Raw genomic sequence first — 15,783 nt, 5'->3', positions numbered from 1 at the left:
CGTGCGAACCGGAGCCTTCGCGTATCGGCGGCCGAAGCTGAAGCGCGCGGCAGCACGTTGCAGTTCGAAGTCGTACGACATGGCGAATCGTCATGACGACGTTCCACATGGTTCGCGCGTCTTTACGCAACGGTAACCCGCGCTTTACGCATCGGCGCGGGCGATCCACTAGAACGGAAGCTCCTCGGTATCGCCTCGCGACAGGAGCACCTCATGCGGATCACGATCGTCGGAGCGGGTTTCAGCGGCAGCGCGCTCGCCAGCGAATTGGCGCGGCAAGCGGGACCCGGCGTGGAGTTGTGCCTGATCGGCGTGGCGGACAGTTACAGCCGCGGCGTCGCCTATGGCGAAGCGCGGTCCGAGCATCTGCTCAACGTGCGCGCGAGCGAGCTCGGCGCGACGCCGGATCAGCCCGGCGCCTTCGCCGACTGGCTCAACCTCAGCGATCGCGCGCGGGTCAGCTATCTGCCGCGATTGGCCTACGGCGAGTACCTGCATGCGCAACTGCAGACCGCCGTTGCCGGCAGCACCGCGGCCTTCAACCAGATCCGCCAGGAAGCGATCGCGGTCGAACGCGCTTCGGCCGGCTTTCGCGTGCACTTGGCCGACGGCAGCGATTTCCTCAGCGATCGCGTGGTGCTCGCGGTCGGCGCCTTGCCGCCGCAAGCGCTGGCCGGGGTCGGGCCGCGCCTGGCGATCCATCCGAGTTACCTGGGTTGGCCCTGGCAGGACGGCGCGATCGATGCGATCGACCCGGATGCGCGGCTGCTGATCGTCGGCACCGGCCTGACCATGGCCGACGTGGTGACGACCCTGCATCGACGTGGCCATCGCGGCCCGATCGTGGCCCTGTCGCGGCACGGCCTGTTGCCGCGTGCGCACGGCGACTACCCGCCGGCGGAGATCGCGTTGCCGCCGGCCGTGTTGCAGGCGCTGCACACGCATGCGCCGCGCGAGGTCTTGCGCGCCCTGCGCACCCTGGCGCCGGTGGTCGACGACTGGCGCAGCCTGATCGATGCCTTGCGCCCGCATCTGCAGAACTTCTGGCGCGGCGTGCCCATGCCGCAACGTGCGAGTTTCCTGCGTCACCTGCGTTCGTACTGGGAAGTCGTGCGTCACCGCATCGCGCCGCAGCTGGCCGAACAGCTGCAGGCTCTGCGCGAAAGCGGTCAGCTGCAAGTACGTGCCGGCCGCTTGCTGCGAGCGCGACGCGGCGACGACGCGGTCGAGGTCTTGATCCGCGAACGCGGTGGCAGCACCTTGCACAGTGAGCGCTACGACGCGCTGATCCGTGCCACCGGGCTCGACACCGACGTCGAACGTACCACTCACCCGCTGGTCGCGCACTTGCGCGAATCGGGCCTGGTCGCGGCCGATCCGTTGGGGCTGGGCTTGAAGGTCTCGGACCGGTTCGAGGTGCTCGACAACAAGGGCGGCGCGGTGCGCGGTCTGTACGCGATCGGGCCCCTGCTGCGTGCACAACTGTGGGAAATCACCGCGGTACCGGAGTTGCGCAGCGCGGCGCGGGAGTTGGCTGGGCAGTTGCTTTCGGCGACCGCCGCGGCGCGTGCTGCGGGCGCACAGCGGCTGGCCGTTGCCGGCTGAGCTCTTGCTCCTACAGGGCTGGGCTGGATGGGTGCTTTGCTCTTGGGTAGGAGCGGCGCGAGCCGCGACCAAGGGACGCGCAGAGGCGATAACGCTGATGTCGCTTATCGAAGCGGTCTGCTTTCGCGGGGGGTAGGAACGACGTCCTACTGGATTTCCTTCGGTCGCAAGCCGCGACCGCGCTACGTCCCCCTTCGGCGTTTCCGGCCGTGGGACGGTAAAGCAACATCAAGAGCAAAGCTTCCGTCCGCTGACGCGGCCGGGTTACTTTCTTTTGCTAAGCCCAAAAGTCCGTCTGGATTCCCTTCGGTCAAAGGTAACCAAAGAAAAGGGCTCTCCTTGACGAAGCTCCCTTGCAAGTTCGCAGCTCGCGCCGGGATTTTTCGATAGGACATCCTTGCCCTATCGAAAAACGGCGCACGTCCTGTGCGCCGCCCCCCGGGTCTCCAGGCGTTCTCGCGAATTCGGCACTGCGCCAAGCTCATCACAGCAACAGCAACATAGGTGTTGCCGCAGCCGTAGAGATTTTGCGGTTGCGGTTGCTGTGCGTCGCCTCGCATTAGCGAAGGCCATAGAAGACCCGGAGGGCGGCGCGCAGGGAAGCGCGCCGTTTTTCATCGGGACAGGGATGTCCCGTATGTAGATCCCCGCGGATGCATCGAACGTGCGGGTCCGTGATTCAAAGAGAAGCATTTTTCTTTGGTTACCTTTCTTTTGTTGCTTATGACAAAAGAAAGTAACCCGCCGCTTTAGTGGCGGAAGCTTTTGGCGTTTGATCTAGATCTTGCTTGAGCGACACGTCGCAAACCCGACATAGCGCGGTCGCGGCTCGCGCCGCTCCTACCCTGCGCCAGCACGTCGCTTCGACAGGCGACTTCGGCGTTGTGGTCTTTGCGCGTCCCGTGGTCGCGGCTTATGACCGCAGGAAATCCAGCAGGACGCAGCTCCTACAGAAGCTGCGTCGGCATCCATTGCTGAATCCCGCGAAACAGCGCCGTCCGGCTCAGACGTCGCCGTCGGTCAGCCAACCCTCGCCGCTGCCGCGCTGGAACACCGTGTCGGTGGCGAGCACGTCGCCGGCCGGGATCGAATCCTGGGTGGCGAGGCGGTCGTAGATCGGGGTGAAGTCCGGTTCGGTCGCCCGCATCAACTGCTCGAAGCTGTCGATAACGAAGTAGGTCTTCTGGTAGGTGTCGATGCGGTAGCGGGTGCGCATGATCCGCTCCAGATCGAAGCCGATCCGGTTGGGCGCGGCCGACTCCAGGCAATGGATCGATTCGCTCTTCGACGAGACGATGCCGCTGCCGTAGATGCGCAGGCCGTCGGCCTGCTTGATCAGGCCGAATTCGACCGTGTACCAGTACAGCCGGGTCAGGTGGACCAGCGCTTCGGGGTTGATGCCGTGCGCTTTGAGGCCGCCGCGGCCGTAGGCCTCCATGTAGTCGGCGAACACCGGGTTCATCAGCAGCGGCACGTGGCCGAACAGGTCGTGGAACAGGTCCGGCTCGGCCAGGTAATCGATCTGCTCGGGCTTGCGGATCCACCAGGTCACCGGGAAACGGCGGTTGGCGAGGTGGTCGAAGAAGGTCAGTTCCGGCAGCAGGCCCTCGACGCCGATCAGCTCCCAGCCGGTGTGCGCACGCAGCACGCGGTTGAGGTCCTCGAACTTCGGGATCTGGTGCGGGCTCATGTGCATGGCCCGCTGCGCGGTCAGGAACTCGTCGCTGGCCCGGCCGACCAGCACCTGCTGCTGGCGCTCGAACAACTGCGCCCACACCGCATGGTCCTGGCCCGAATACGACGCCCACGGCTGCTCGATCACGGCGGTCGTATAGACCGGCACGTAGCCCTTGTCGGTGAGCTGGTGTTCGACGCGCTGCGGGGTGGCGGGGGTCATGGCCGTGGGGCTCCTGGAACGTCCCGGACAGTCGGGGACCAGATGACTTTAACCGCGCTGCGGCGCAATAAGCTTGCGTTGTTGCGCGTCAAAGCCGGATTGGCGCAATATTGTTGCGTCAAAACCAGGATGGACGCTGAGTTGGCCACCATAGAACTCGACCGTACCGACATCGTCCTGCTCGCCGAGCTGCAGCGCGACGGCCGCCTCACCAACGCCGAGCTGGCCGAGCGCGTGCACCTGTCGGCTTCGGCCTGCCTGCGCCGGGTCCAGCGCCTGGAACGCGAAGGGGTGATCTCCGGTTACCGCGCCGAGGTCGATCCCGAGCGCCTCGGCCTGGGCCTGCAGGCCTTCGTGCGGGTGCGCCTGGGCCGCCACGACAGCGAGGCGGTCGCGGCCTTCGCCGAGTTCGTCGAAACCTGGGACGAGGTCGTGGCCTGTTACGCGCTGACCGGCGACATGGACTATCTGCTGCAGATCGTCGTGCGCGATCTCGAGCACCTGTCGCGCTTCCTGCTCGATCGCCTGCTCAACCAGGCCGGCGGCGCCGACATCAACTCCAGCCTGGTGCTGCGTACGGTCAAATCTTTCCGCGGCCTGCCGCTGCCGTCGCGCTGACCAAGTCGCCGTTGTCGGCGGGCGCGGCCTCCGGGTCGGCGTCGGGATCGTCCTGAGGTTCCGTTTCGGGTTGGGCGGCGGGCGCTGCGGGCTCGGCCGGCGCGCCCTCATCTTTCAGCAGATCGATGCGTTGCCCGCTGCCTTCGATCGCCACCTCGATCAGCGAATAGGTCCAGCGATCGGCCTCGCGTTCGCCCTTGATGTAGAGCCGCGCCTCGCCCTTGGGGCCGGTCAGCGGCACCGACAGGTCGGCATGGCCGCTCGCGTTTTCGGTGCTCAGCGTGCCCTGGATCATGCTGCCGGTGCGCAGCGGGGTGCCGAGTGCGGCCACGACCTCGGCATTGCCCTCGGCCAATGCGATGGCGTGCCGGTACGGCTCGCTGGCTTTCATCACCCCCGACAAGCCCTTGATGCCCAGGCCGATGACGCCGACCAGCAACAGGCCGGCGAGCAGGATCAGAGTCAGGCAACCGCTCGGCACCGCCCACTTCCAATTGCGGCCCCACCAGCCGGGGTTCGGGCGTTCGTCGTTCATGGCGTGCTCCGCGGAGTCGGTCGGCGGTCAGTGTCGCCGCGAATGGTATTGCTGGCCAGCGAAGCCGCCGGACGAGCGCCGCGTCGTTGCTTCAAGCGCCTTCGATCGCCGCCAGCGCCGCCGCACGCGCATGCAGGGCGGTGGTGTCGAACAAGGGGATCTCGACATCGCCGGCGCCGATCAGCAGGCCGATCTCGGTGCAGCCGAGGATCACGCCCTGCGCGCCGCGCGCGACCAGGCCGGCGATGACGTCGCGATAAGCCTGCCGCGACTCGTCGCGAATACGGCCCAGGCAGAGCTCCTCGTAGATCACCCGGTGGACGAGTTCGCGGCCGGCCGGGTCGGGCACGATCACGTCGAGGCCGTGGCGTTCGATCAAACGCTGGCGATAGAAGTCCTGTTCCATGGTGAAGCGCGTGCCGAGCAGGCCGATCCGGCTCAATCCCGCCGCGCGGATCGCCGCGCCGGTCGGGTCGGCGATGTGCAGCAACGGCAAGCCGGACGCGGCTTCGACCGCATCGGCGACCTTGTGCATGGTGTTGGTGCAGATCACCAGCAACTGCGCGCCGCCGTCGCGCAGCGAGCGCGCGGCCTGGCCGAGCAGCACGCCGGCCGCGTCCCAGTCGCCGGCGTGTTGCAGGCGTTCGACCTCGGCGAAATCGACGCTGTACAGCAGCAGCTTGGCCGAATGCAGACCGCCGAGGCGTTCGCGTACGGTTTCGTTGATCAACCGGTAATACGGCAGGGTCGATTCCCAGCTCATGCCGCCGAGCAGGCCCAGCGTCTTCATCGCGACTTGGTTCATCGCCGCAGTATAGCCACGCGTTCGCGCGGCATCGGCGCGCGCGGTGGCGCTCAGCGGGTTGCCGCGGCACCCCTCGACGATGCACGTGCATCGAGGCCGCCGAAGCGCTCGCCGAAGAAGTCGCCGGCGTTCCAGCGCGGCCGCTGCGGCGCGTCGGCGACCGACTGGCCGATGCGCGCGTTGAGCCGGGCCAGGCGTGCGGCATCGCCGTACTGGATCGGCTGGGTCGCATCGTCGCCGGGCTGGTGATAGCGCTCGCTCAGGAAATCGCGTTGGTGTTTGCCGGCATCGACGCCGGACTGCCGTGCCTTCACCCCGCCGGTCAGGTACACCGCCGGCACGCCGGCGCGGATGAAAGCGAACTGGTCACTACGGATGAACACGCTTTCCTGCGGCGAGGGATCCGGCGACAGGCTCACCCCGACTTCGTCCGCGGCCCGGTCCAGCACCGCCTGCAGGCTGGAATGCTCGACCCCGATCGGCACCACGTCGCGGGTCGGCACCAACAGCACCGGCATGTCCATGTTGACGTTGGCGACCAGCGAGTCGCGCGGTACCGTCGGATGCCGCGCATACCACTCCGCGCCGAGCAGGCCTTTCTCTTCGGCGGTCACCGCGACGAACAGCAGCGAACGCTTCGGCGGGGTCTTCGAACGCGCGAGCTGTTGCGCGGCTTCGAGCATGATCGCCACGCCCAGGGCATTGTCGAGCGCGCCGTTGTAGATCGCATCGCCCTGTACCGGCGCGCCGATGCCGATGTGGTCGAGGTGGGCGCTGAACAACACGTGCTCGCGCTTGAGTGCGGCATCGGTGCCGGGCAGCACCGCTACCACGTTGCGCGATTCGGCCGGCTCGATGCGCGTCTGCGCCGACAGTTCGATCGTGCCGGGCAGCTCGAAGCCGCGCAGCTTGCCCTCGCGCGCATCGCGAAACAGCGCCGCGGCGGTGTGGCCGCCGGCGTCGAGCAGGGCGCCGGCGCCGGCCGCGCTGACCTGGGCGATCACCTGCAGTTGCGGGAAGGTATCCAGCGCGCGGCCATCGGCATCGCGCAGGCGCATGCCCGGGCGGGCCCAGTTCTCGGCGCCGCGCGCCCAGGGCTGGCGCTTCTCTTCGTCGTCGGTGGAGACGATCACCGCGCCGATCGCGCCGCGCTCGACCAGGGCGGCGAATTTTTCCCGGAACGAGCTGTAGAACGCGCGCCGGTCGGTATCGAAGCGCGGCGGCGCGCCGTGGAACAACACCGCGATCTTGCCGCGCAGGTCGACGTCGGCGAAATCGTCCTGCTCGAGTTCCGGCGCACGCACCGCTTGGCCGACGAACACCGCCGCCGCGCTCACCCGCGCATCGCCGCGATCGAAATTGAGCTGCGGCAGGAACTGCTCGCGGAACTTCAAGGCGGTGGCGGCCCCGTCGCGGCGGATCACCAGCGAGCCGCCGCCGTCGACGCGTTTCGCGCGCAGCAGCGGCACGCGCTGGAAATAGCGACCGTCGTCGCCGGCCGGGCGCAGCCCGATCGCGCGCAGGCGTTCGGCGACGTACAACGCCGCCAGGTCGTAACCGCGGGTACCGGCCTCGCGGCCTTCGAGTAGATCGTCGGCGAGAAAGCGCAAGTCCGATTCGATGCGGCGCGCGTCGGCGCCGGCGCTTTCGTCGTAGCCGTCCGGCGCCGGCGGCGGTGGTGCGGCGCGCTGGCAGGCGGCGAGGGTGGCGATCAGGCAAAGGCCGACGACGGACCGGAAGGGCGAGTAGCGCATCGATTCCCCAAGCGATGAGGTCGCGGAATCCCGCGACGGACGACTGCGGACTGCGCCAGCGACGCTACCACCGCGGGGTGGTGGCGCCAAGGTGAGGGGCTTGTGGTCTAGGGGTAGAGCAAAAGCAAATCCCCCCTAGCCCCCTTTTTCAAACGGGGAATCGATGTCTGCGGGCGTGGGGGACGTGGCTTACTGGAGAGGGCGCGTTCTATTGCCGCCGACCGCCGATCACTGGCCTCAAGCCGCTCCCCATCCAGCACATAGGCGCTCCTATTCCCCCCTTTGGAAAAGGGGGCTAGGGGGGGACTTGGCTTTGGGCGCGCAGCAGCTTTCAGTTAAGAGGAAGAAGGCCGCCCAACCGCCGAGTCCACCGCAAGTTGTTCGCGATGGACGCTATCGGTGTGATCGTTCCCTCAGTGTCGAGGGGCTGAGAGATTCGACTCTCTCAGCCCTCAACTCCGCCAAGGATTGTTGTTGAGGTCCTTGGCCCGCGAGTCGAACACATCGCGCGCATCCAGGAACAGCTCGCCGTCGCGTTGGGAGTTGGCGAACAGGTGATAGATCGTGCCCATGCGCTGGCTGTAGCTTTCCCAATGATTGGTCTTGGCGTTGTTGATGTCGGTCTCGTCTTCGTTGTTCGGATTGCCGTCGAGGCCGTTCAGTCGCGTGCGCACTTCGTCGCCGAGCTTGATGGTGCGGCCGTCGGCGGTGACGAACTCGCGGCCGGAGTCGAAGTTGACCCGGTTGTCGGAGTTCTTCATGTCCAGGTTGAGGTTGATCTCGCGGCCACCCTCGCCGTCGCGGTCGGGCACGTGCAGATCGATCCAGTGCTCGCCGAAGCCGCCCGGATTGACGATGCCGAAGCCGCGCATGCCGTTGCTGATGTCCTTGTTGATGATGTACTGCTCCTGCAGGCCGATCAGGCTGTTGGCGTACAGCATCAGCTCGCCGCGATGGTCCTTGGCATCGGCGAGCTTGGCCGGGTCGGTGATCGCGGCCTCGCCGTCCTTGAGCTTCATCGAGTCGTAATAGGCCTTGAAGGCGTTCTTCATGTCGAGCTGGGTGTCGCGGCCGTCGGTATAGGTCAGTTCGCGGCCGGCATATTTGTTCTCGAAGCTCGACCAGAACTGCTCGAAGCTCATCTCGCGGTTCTTGCCGCCGCCGAAGGTGTCGACGAAGTGCTTGAACGAGGGCGAGATGTCGGAGCCCAGCATGGTGTTGCCGACCGACAGCCAGTACTTCGGGTTGCCGCCCATTTCGCCGAGCGCGATGCCGAGGGTGCCGTCGAGGTTGCGGCCGATTTCGTCGGAGGCCCATTGCGCGAACGTCGCCCAGTTGGCGTTGTCCTTGCCGAGGATCTCGCTCATGCCGGTGGAGAGCTCGTGATACTGCTCGGTCACGCGTTCGTTGCGCTCCATCCGGTCGGGATAGGCCAGCAGCAGCTCGCCGCTGGTGTGCAGGCCGTCGTCGGCGAGGAACGCGCTGCGCATCGACATGAGCTGTTCCTTGCTGAATTCGACCTCGCCTTCGAAGACCTTGGAATAGCCTTTGGACGCGACCGTGTAGTCCTGGACCAGGCTCTCGTACCAGTCCTGGTGGCCCTGCACGGCCTTTTCGAAGCGCTGCATCAGCGCCTGGTTGGCGTCGTTGGTGATGAAGGTTTGCATCTCGCAGGAACTCAGGCCGCTGAAGGCGACCATGGCGCGCCTGAATCCGCCGTTGTCGTTCAAGTTCTGCGCGTCCATGTACTGGCCGATCAAGCCCGGGTTCTGGCTGCCGCGGACGAAGCCGGCGTCGATCTTGCCGGCGTCGATCTGGCCGCGGTCGATGCCTTCGGCGAAGGCCGCATAGACCTCGCTCTTCTCGTGCTGCGAAATGTCGCCGTCGCTGGTCATCCAGTTGAGGCGGTCGGAGTGCATCCACGACTTGAACGCGCCGCCGTCGCGGTCGAGGATGGTGTTGATCAACTCGGCCTGGAACTCGCGCGACTGGCCGCTGATCTCCTTGGCGAACACGTCCATGCGTTTTTCGTAGTTGTCCTTCCTGAAATCGCGGTCGCCGGCGTCGAGGACGCGATCGGCGGCGCTGTCGACCTGCTTGGGGTCCGGCGCCTGCGCCTGGACGGTGGTGACCGAAGGTGAGGAAACCGGATCGTAGGGAATCATGCGCACGCGTTCGCGAGGAGGAAGGCGGGCACTGTGAGCCGCAAGCTGAATGCGGCCAACTAGGGCCATTCCCAGACTTCTCGATACTGCGATGACGGTCGCGAAAGTCGAGCGTCCAAGCGGCTTGCGGCGATGGCGATCGTCATGTCGCTGGGCATCGGGCCGCGCCCGCCCGAGGAAGAGTGCGAAGCCGGTCGCAAAGACGCGATTTGCCGCGGAAAACCTGTCCGAGCGCAGTGCATGCACGCGTTGGTCAGAAGGCTCACCCACAACGAGGAGTCGATCATGTCCAACGCAAGCACGTCCATCGTCGCCGCCTACTGCGAAGGCCTGTTCTCCAAGAGCGGTGGCCAGACCTATGTCAACGGCCTCAAGGCGTCCGGTTTCAACACCGCGATCCTGGCCCTCGCGCATCCGCACTACCAGGACAAGTCGCCGCCGGCGCCGGACAAGTGCAAGGGCGACCTGTACTACAACGACCTGGAGATCGTGTCCAACGGCCAGTACGTCGGTCCGCCGGAATGGGTGCCCCTGGTCAATTCGCTGACCCAGGGTACGACCGGTATCGAGCGCGTATGGCTGTCGATCGGCGGTGGCGGCGTCGGCGATTACGGCAACATCCAGAAGCTGATCGCCGAGTTCGGCAGCGGCGAGAAGAACCCGCTGTTCCAGAACCTGGTCGCGTTGAAGAAAACCTTCCCGGCGATCGAGGCCGTCGACCTCGACGACGAGGAAATGCAGGACCAGAAGCTGATCGTCGCCTTCAGCCGCATGCTCGGCAAGGCCGGCTTCAAGGTCACCTTCTGTCCCTACTACAACCCCGAGTTCTGGGTCGGCTGCCTGGCCGAACTGCAAAAGACCGATCCCGGCCTGGTGATCGCGTTCAACCTGCAGTGTTACTCCGGCGGTGCCGGCAACGATCCGGAAGAGTGGATCCAGGCGCTGCAGCAGACGCTGGGCAGCGGCTTCCCGGCCAGCTTCGTGATTCCCGGCGTGTCGACCGATTCGACCCCGAACCAGGTCCAGCAGCAGTACGCGCAATGGGCCAGCGACGGCATTGGTGGCGGCTTCCTGTGGACCTACGAATCGGCGGGCACGCAGGCGCCGGATTACGCCTCGGCGATCGCCACCGGCGTCGGCACGGCCGCGGCATTGCGCGGCTCAGTCGAAGTAGAACGACGCCCCAAGACCTCCCTGTAGGTCAGGGCTGTTGCGGTCCAGGCCGACGTCGAAGGACGCGTCGAGCTGCACGCGCGGGGTCGCCATCCAGGTGACCCCGCCGCCCGCGACCGAAGTGGTCGAGGCGTGATCGCTGCACGACATACCGGCCTCGACATAGATCCCGGTGCGGTCGCTGAGCGCGAAGCTCAGGCTCGGCGACCAGGTCCAGGTGTCGACGCCGTCGCTGCGGTCGAGGTTGAAGTACAGCGCGCCGGCAACGCGCTCGTTGAAGTCGTAGCCCAGCGTGGTGCCGAGGGTGTACTGGGTCGCACCGTTGCTGAAATCGCGCTCGCCACTGGCGGCGGTGACCGCGCCGAGCACGGCCCACGAAAACGCTTCGTGCGAGGACGGCAGCGCGACCTTGAGGGCCAGGCCGGTGTCGCCGGCGCCATGGCGGGAGCGGCTGCCGTCGCCGTCGCGTTCGCTCAGCCGGTTATAGGCCGAGGTCGCCAGTTGCAGCTCGACCCGCTCGCTCAGGCCCAGACGCAGATTGGTGTTCGCACTGTAGAGCCGGCTGCGGCTGCCGCCGTCGTCGTTGCGCTCGAAATCCGGCAGGCCCTGCTCCCAGGCGAAGGCGCCGCGCGGCAGGGTGTCGGTCGAGAACGAGATGCCGGGCCGGTCGAACGAAGGCGGTTGCGGGGATTCGGAGGTTTGCGCGGCGGCCTGCGCGGTCGTGATGGCGAGCGTCGTGGCGAGCGCGCCGACCCCCCCCACGCGCCGCGGCAAGCGCTGGCCTCGCGTGCGTCGCGGTAAGCGCGACGCGCGGCCTCACGGCTTGACCCACTGGCCGCGCTGCATCTCGCAAGCCTGCTTGATCGCGGCGATCTGCGCGGCGTTGCGCTTGTAGTAGTAGATACGGGCCTTGGCGTTCATCGGCGAATCGCAGATCGCGACCGCGCCCGAGGGACAGGCCTCGACCGGCCGCGCCGAGACTTGGCCGCCGATCTCCGCCAGACCCGGCAGCGAGCTGTTGCATTGCGGCTTGGGCGCGTCTTCGGAGGCCGGCGGGTCGGTCTCGGTGCATTCGTTGATGATCTGGCCCAGCACCTGGCCTTCGATCATGCAAGCGTTCTTGGCGTGGACGAACGGCGAGGCGGCGAGCAGGAGGCTGCACGCGAACGGGACAGTCAGGCGGCGCATGGTCGGGGCTCCAAAGAAGGGATCGCGGCGTCGCTCAAACGTGGCGGCCCGAAGTCTTCGGCGTGGTGCGGGCCGTAATCGGGCGATCAGTCTGCGGACGTGGCGCCACTTTAGCGCCAGGCGATGCGGAGCGCGCGGCGGCGAAGGCTATTCCTCCTGTCCCTCGCGCGACGGAAATCGCAAGACCACGCCGCGTTCGCCGTCGACCGGGCGGTTCCACAGCACCGGCACGCGTTGCGGGCTCGGCGGTTCCAGTTCGTCGCGTGCCGGCACCAGCTCTTCGTCCTCGTCTTCCCAGCTGTAGCGCTTGCGCGGCGGCAGCGGGTCGCGCAGGCGGAACGCGAAAGCGGCGATCACGCCGGCGACCGCGCCGCCCAGGTGGGCCTGCCAGGACACGCCGATCTCGCGCGGCAGCACGGTCAGCAGCATGCCGCCGTAGAGCAGGAAGGCGATCATCGCCGCGGCGATCGAGGGGCGGTCGCGACGCAGCACGCCGAGGGTCAGGACCAGGAACATCAGGCCATGGGTCAGGCCGCTGGCGCCGAGGTGATAGCTGCCCGGATCGCCCAGCAGCCAGGCGCCGAGGCCGGCGCCGAGCCAGAGGATCGGCAGTGCGCGCAGGGTCGCCTTCGGGTAGACCGCGCCGGCCAGGGTGCCGAGCAGCAACAGCGAGGTCGCGTTGGCGGCCAGATGCTCGATCGAGCCGTGCAGCAGCGGCGCGGTCAGCAGGCCGACCAGGCCCTGCGCCGACCACGGCTGGACGGTGAAGGCGCGCACGTCGAACTGGCCCTGGGCGGTAAACACCGCGATCAGTACCAGGACGAAGGCCAGGCTGGCGTTGAGCGCGCGTACCAACCGGCTACGGTCGGCCTTGCGTTGGGCCGGGGTGTCGGGGATCGGGGCTTCGGTGGGCAGGTGCATATCACCGAGATTGGCACCGCCCGGAAGGAATACAAGCCGCGTTCGTCGGGCCGGTTTGTCCCGCCAGCGGGACGGCGGCAGGGTCGGGTGGCCCAAGCCGGGCGAGGCGGAGGCCCGTCCCCGGTAGAATGGCGGGATGAATAACGAACTCCCCACCGTACGCCTCAAGAACGCCTGGAAATCCACCCACCCCTGGATCTTCCAGCGCCTGGTCGACAAGCCGGCCCAGCGCCCCAAGCCGGGCTCGATCGTCAACGTGCTCGGCGTCGACGGCGACTGGATCGGCCGCGGCTTCTACAACGGCCACTCGCGCATCGCCCTGCGCATGCTGGAAAACGATCCCGACGTCGAAGTCGACGCCGACTGGTTCGCGCGCAAGATCGCCGCGGCCGTGTCGCTGCGCCGCGACGTGCTCAAGCTCGACGAGGTCAGCGACGCTTGGCGCGTCGTGCACAGCGAGGGCGACGGCCTCAGCGGCCTGGTGGTCGACCGCTACGGCGATCTGCTGGTGGTCGAGTACTTCAGCGCCGGCGCCTTCCGTCACCGCGAATGGATCTACGACGCGCTGCGCCAGCAGTTCCCGGGCTGCCGCTTCTATGCCTTCGCCGACGAGCACGTGCAGAAGCAGGAAAGCTTCGACTTCCGCGGCACCGAGGCGGTGCCGCCGGCGACGATCACCGAGTACGGCATCAAGTTCCGCGCCGACCCGGCCGGCGCGCACAAGACCGGCTTTTTCGCCGATCAGCGCGACAACCGCGAATGGCTGTCGCAGCAGGTCGCCGGCAAGCGCGTGCTCGACCTGTGCTGCAACACCGGCGGTTTCGGCGTCTACGCCAAGGTGCGCGGCGCCGAGGAAGTGGTCGGCGTGGACATCGACGCCGATGTGATCAACATTGCCAAGGCCAACGCCAAGCTCAACGGCGCCCAGGTCAAGTTCGTCCAGGCCGACATCTTCCCGTACCTGCGCGACGTCGCGAACGCCGGCGATCTGTACGACGTGGTGATCCTCGACCCGGCCAAGATGACCCGCGACCGCGAGCAGGTGATTCCGGCGCTGAAGAAGTACCTCGACATGAACAAGCTGGCGCTCGGCGCGCTCAAGCCTGGCGGCCTGTTCGCGACCTTCTCCTGCACCGGCCTGGTCAGCGAAGACCAGTTCCTCGACATGCTGCGCCGGGCCGCGTTCTATGCCGGGCGCACCGTGCAGGTGCTCAAGGTGTCCGGCGCGGGCGCCGATCACCCGTGGTTGGCGCAGGTGCCGGAGTCGCGGTATCTCAAGGCGGTGTTCTGTCGCGTGTTGGATTGAGCTGATTGCCAGGTTTGTAATGCGTCGCTCCGTCTGTAGGAGCGGCGCACTAGCGAATCATGTAGGAGCTGCGTGAGCCGCGACAGCGATCTTGCGGTCTCGCGCCGGCATCTCCACGCAGGCAACGGGTAGGAGCGACGCAAGTCGCGACCGCGCTGTGACGGTCTTGCGGTATATCCAACCAGCAAGATCAAACGCACGAAGCTTCCGCCCCCTAAAGGGTGCGGGTAACTTTCTTTTGGCCAAAGCCCCAAAAGTCCGTCTGGATTCCCTTCGGTCAAAAGTCACCAAAGAAAAGTGCTTTTCCTTGACGAAGCTCCCTTGCGAGTACGTCACTCGCGCCGGGATTTTCCGATAAGACATCCTTGTCTTATCGGAAAACGGCGCACGTCCTGTGCGCCGCCCTCCGGGTCTCTACTTGACCGGAAAAGCGGCAAAGCAGATCAAAATCACGGCAACGGCAACGGCAACGGCAACGGCAACGGCAACGGCAACGGCAACGGCAACGTGGTCGCTCTTGGGTAGGAGCGGCGCGAGCCGCGACCGCGAATCTCTGCTGACGAAAATTTCTCGAAGCCATTTCGATCCTAGAGCCTTAGCTCTGGCTCTGGCTCTGGCTCTGGCTCTGGCTCTGGCTGTGCGCCGCCGAGCCCTCGCGAAGGCAATCGAAGACCCGGAGGGCGGCGCGCAGGGAAGCGCGCCGTTTTTCATCGGGACAGGGATGTCCCGTATGAAAAATCCCTGCGTCGGCATCGCTCGTGCGGGCCCTTGACTCAAAAAGAAGCATTTTTCTTTGGTTACCTTTCTTTTGTTGCTTATGACAAAAGAAAGTAACCCGCCGCTTTAGTGGCGGAAGCTTTTAGCGTTTGATCTTGATCTTGCTTGAAAGAGACGCCGCAAGACCATCGCAGCGCGGTCGCGGCTCGCGCCGCTCCTACCCTCGCGGAAGTGCGCCGTGTCGATGGGCCACGTCAGCGCTGTCGTTTGTGTGCGTCCCGTGGTCGCGGCTCGCGCCGCTCCTACCCTCGCGGAAGTGCGCCGTGTCGATGGGCCACGTGGGCGTTGTCATCTCTGCGAGTCCCGCGGTCGCGGCTCGCGCCGCTCCTACCCTCGCGAAAGTGCGCCGTGTCGATGGGCCACGTGGGCGCTGTCATCTCTGCGAGTCCCGCGGTCGCGGCTCGCGCCGCTCCTACCCTCGCGGAAGTACGCCGCTTCGATGGGCCACGTAGGCGCTGTCGTTTGTGTGCGTCCCGCGTTCGCGGCTCACGCCGCTCCTACAGGGGACGATTGGTAGCGCAGCGCGCGACATCCGAACAGCTCAATCGCGCCACCACAACACCGCCGGTGGGTCGTCGGGCAGGGCGAATTCGAGGCGCTTCAAGGCGTCCAGGTCCAACCCCGGCAGGTGCACGCTCATCGCGGTCGCCACCTCGCGATAGCCCGGCCAGTCGGTCCGCAGCTCCAGGCTGTCGCCGCTGACGGTGCCCAGCTCGACGAAGATCAGCTTGCGGTCGACCACGTCGATCGCATAGCCGTCGATGCCGTCGATGTCGGCCCAGCGGATGCCGTGGACGCGGCCGGCGCCGTCGTCGCGCCAGATGCCGCGCGGGTCGGCGTAGAGCCGGGGAGCTTGCGGGTCCATGCATGCGATCCTTGCGGTGGCCGGTCGGCGAAGCCGATCGGGGCAAATCCAGATTGGCACAGTTCCCGGCGGCGGTTCGGTTCCGTACGGAACTCGGCCGCCCCGATTCAGGCGCGATCTGCGACCGCCTGCGCATTTCGCCTTCGCGCCGGGTTCCACCCGAATGGGCGGTCG

Annotated in this window: 13 protein-coding genes; 4 read left to right on the top strand and 9 right to left on the bottom strand. The window is 66.6% G+C overall.

What is annotated here, in order from left to right; translation table 11 throughout:
* Positions 1 to 213: 213 nt before the first annotated feature.
* Entirely contained in the window at positions 214 to 1,605 is a 1,392-nt protein-coding gene (locus GLA29479_RS05790) for an FAD/NAD(P)-binding protein (protein ID WP_057971051.1), read from the top strand.
* Between the two features lie 1,003 nt (positions 1,606 to 2,608).
* On the opposite strand, the gene phhA is transcribed toward GLA29479_RS05790, so the two are convergent.
* Positions 2,609 to 3,502 (bottom strand): phenylalanine 4-monooxygenase, encoded by an 894-nt coding sequence (phhA, locus tag GLA29479_RS05785; protein ID WP_057971050.1) that lies wholly within the window; start codon positions 3,500 to 3,502, stop codon positions 2,609 to 2,611.
* Between the two features lie 141 nt (positions 3,503 to 3,643).
* Here phhA and GLA29479_RS05780 point away from each other — a divergent pair, with 141 nt between their 5' ends.
* Positions 3,644 to 4,120 (top strand): Lrp/AsnC family transcriptional regulator, encoded by a 477-nt coding sequence (locus tag GLA29479_RS05780; protein ID WP_237051712.1) that lies wholly within the window; start codon positions 3,644 to 3,646, stop codon positions 4,118 to 4,120.
* On the opposite strand, the gene GLA29479_RS05775 is transcribed toward GLA29479_RS05780, so the two are convergent.
* From GLA29479_RS05775 to GLA29479_RS05760, 4 genes are all read right to left on the bottom strand, one after another.
* Positions 4,083 to 4,655: a cytochrome c oxidase assembly factor Coa1 family protein gene (locus tag GLA29479_RS05775; protein WP_057971048.1), complete on the bottom strand. Its 573-nt coding sequence runs from the start codon at positions 4,653 to 4,655 to the stop codon at positions 4,083 to 4,085. The genes GLA29479_RS05780 and GLA29479_RS05775 overlap by 38 nt on opposite strands.
* A 91-nt stretch (positions 4,656 to 4,746) precedes the next feature.
* Positions 4,747 to 5,460: an aspartate/glutamate racemase family protein gene (locus tag GLA29479_RS05770; RefSeq protein ID WP_425599961.1), complete on the bottom strand. Its 714-nt coding sequence runs from the start codon at positions 5,458 to 5,460 to the stop codon at positions 4,747 to 4,749.
* 50 nt (positions 5,461 to 5,510) lie between these two features.
* Positions 5,511 to 7,214: a M20/M25/M40 family metallo-hydrolase gene (locus GLA29479_RS05765; RefSeq protein ID WP_057971047.1), complete on the bottom strand. Its 1,704-nt coding sequence runs from the start codon at positions 7,212 to 7,214 to the stop codon at positions 5,511 to 5,513.
* Between the two features lie 452 nt (positions 7,215 to 7,666).
* Complete coding sequence (locus GLA29479_RS05760) at positions 7,667 to 9,379, bottom strand: hypothetical protein (protein WP_057971046.1); 1,713 nt, start codon at positions 9,377 to 9,379, stop codon at positions 7,667 to 7,669.
* 285 nt (positions 9,380 to 9,664) lie between these two features.
* Here GLA29479_RS05760 and GLA29479_RS05755 point away from each other — a divergent pair, with 285 nt between their 5' ends.
* Positions 9,665 to 10,579: a hypothetical protein gene (locus GLA29479_RS05755; protein ID WP_144436369.1), complete on the top strand. Its 915-nt coding sequence runs from the start codon at positions 9,665 to 9,667 to the stop codon at positions 10,577 to 10,579.
* Here GLA29479_RS05755 and GLA29479_RS05750 read toward each other — a convergent pair.
* The 3 genes from GLA29479_RS05750 to GLA29479_RS05740 form a co-directional block, all read right to left on the bottom strand.
* On the bottom strand, positions 10,541 to 11,326 hold the full coding sequence (locus tag GLA29479_RS05750) for a transporter (RefSeq protein ID WP_248842801.1): 786 nt from the start codon (positions 11,324 to 11,326) through the stop codon (positions 10,541 to 10,543). The two genes, GLA29479_RS05755 and GLA29479_RS05750, sit on opposite strands and share 39 nt — an antisense overlap.
* A gap of 42 nt (positions 11,327 to 11,368) precedes the next feature.
* Entirely contained in the window at positions 11,369 to 11,740 is a 372-nt protein-coding gene (locus GLA29479_RS05745) for a hypothetical protein (protein WP_057971044.1), read from the bottom strand.
* 147 nt (positions 11,741 to 11,887) lie between these two features.
* The gene (locus GLA29479_RS05740; protein ID WP_057971043.1) at positions 11,888 to 12,661 is read right to left on the bottom strand and encodes a rhomboid family intramembrane serine protease; all 774 of its coding nucleotides are present in this window, start codon (positions 12,659 to 12,661) and stop codon (positions 11,888 to 11,890) included.
* Positions 12,662 to 12,797: 136 nt separating this feature from the next.
* Between GLA29479_RS05740 and GLA29479_RS05735 the strand changes: the two genes are divergently transcribed.
* Positions 12,798 to 13,967 carry a class I SAM-dependent rRNA methyltransferase gene (locus GLA29479_RS05735; RefSeq protein WP_031373977.1) on the top strand — a complete coding sequence of 390 codons (1,170 nt, stop codon included), beginning with the start codon at positions 12,798 to 12,800 and terminating at the stop codon, positions 13,965 to 13,967.
* Positions 13,968 to 15,285: 1,318 nt separating this feature from the next.
* On the opposite strand, the gene GLA29479_RS05730 is transcribed toward GLA29479_RS05735, so the two are convergent.
* Positions 15,286 to 15,609: a hypothetical protein gene (locus GLA29479_RS05730; RefSeq protein ID WP_031373848.1), complete on the bottom strand. Its 324-nt coding sequence runs from the start codon at positions 15,607 to 15,609 to the stop codon at positions 15,286 to 15,288.
* Positions 15,610 to 15,783 lie beyond the last annotated feature (174 nt).

Origin of the sequence: Lysobacter antibioticus (genome assembly GCF_001442535.1) — a bacterium.
Taxonomy (GTDB): domain Bacteria; phylum Pseudomonadota; class Gammaproteobacteria; order Xanthomonadales; family Xanthomonadaceae; genus Lysobacter; species Lysobacter antibioticus.
The sequence above is the reverse complement of the archived record's forward strand: the minus strand, read 5'-3'. Positions and strand labels throughout refer to the sequence as shown.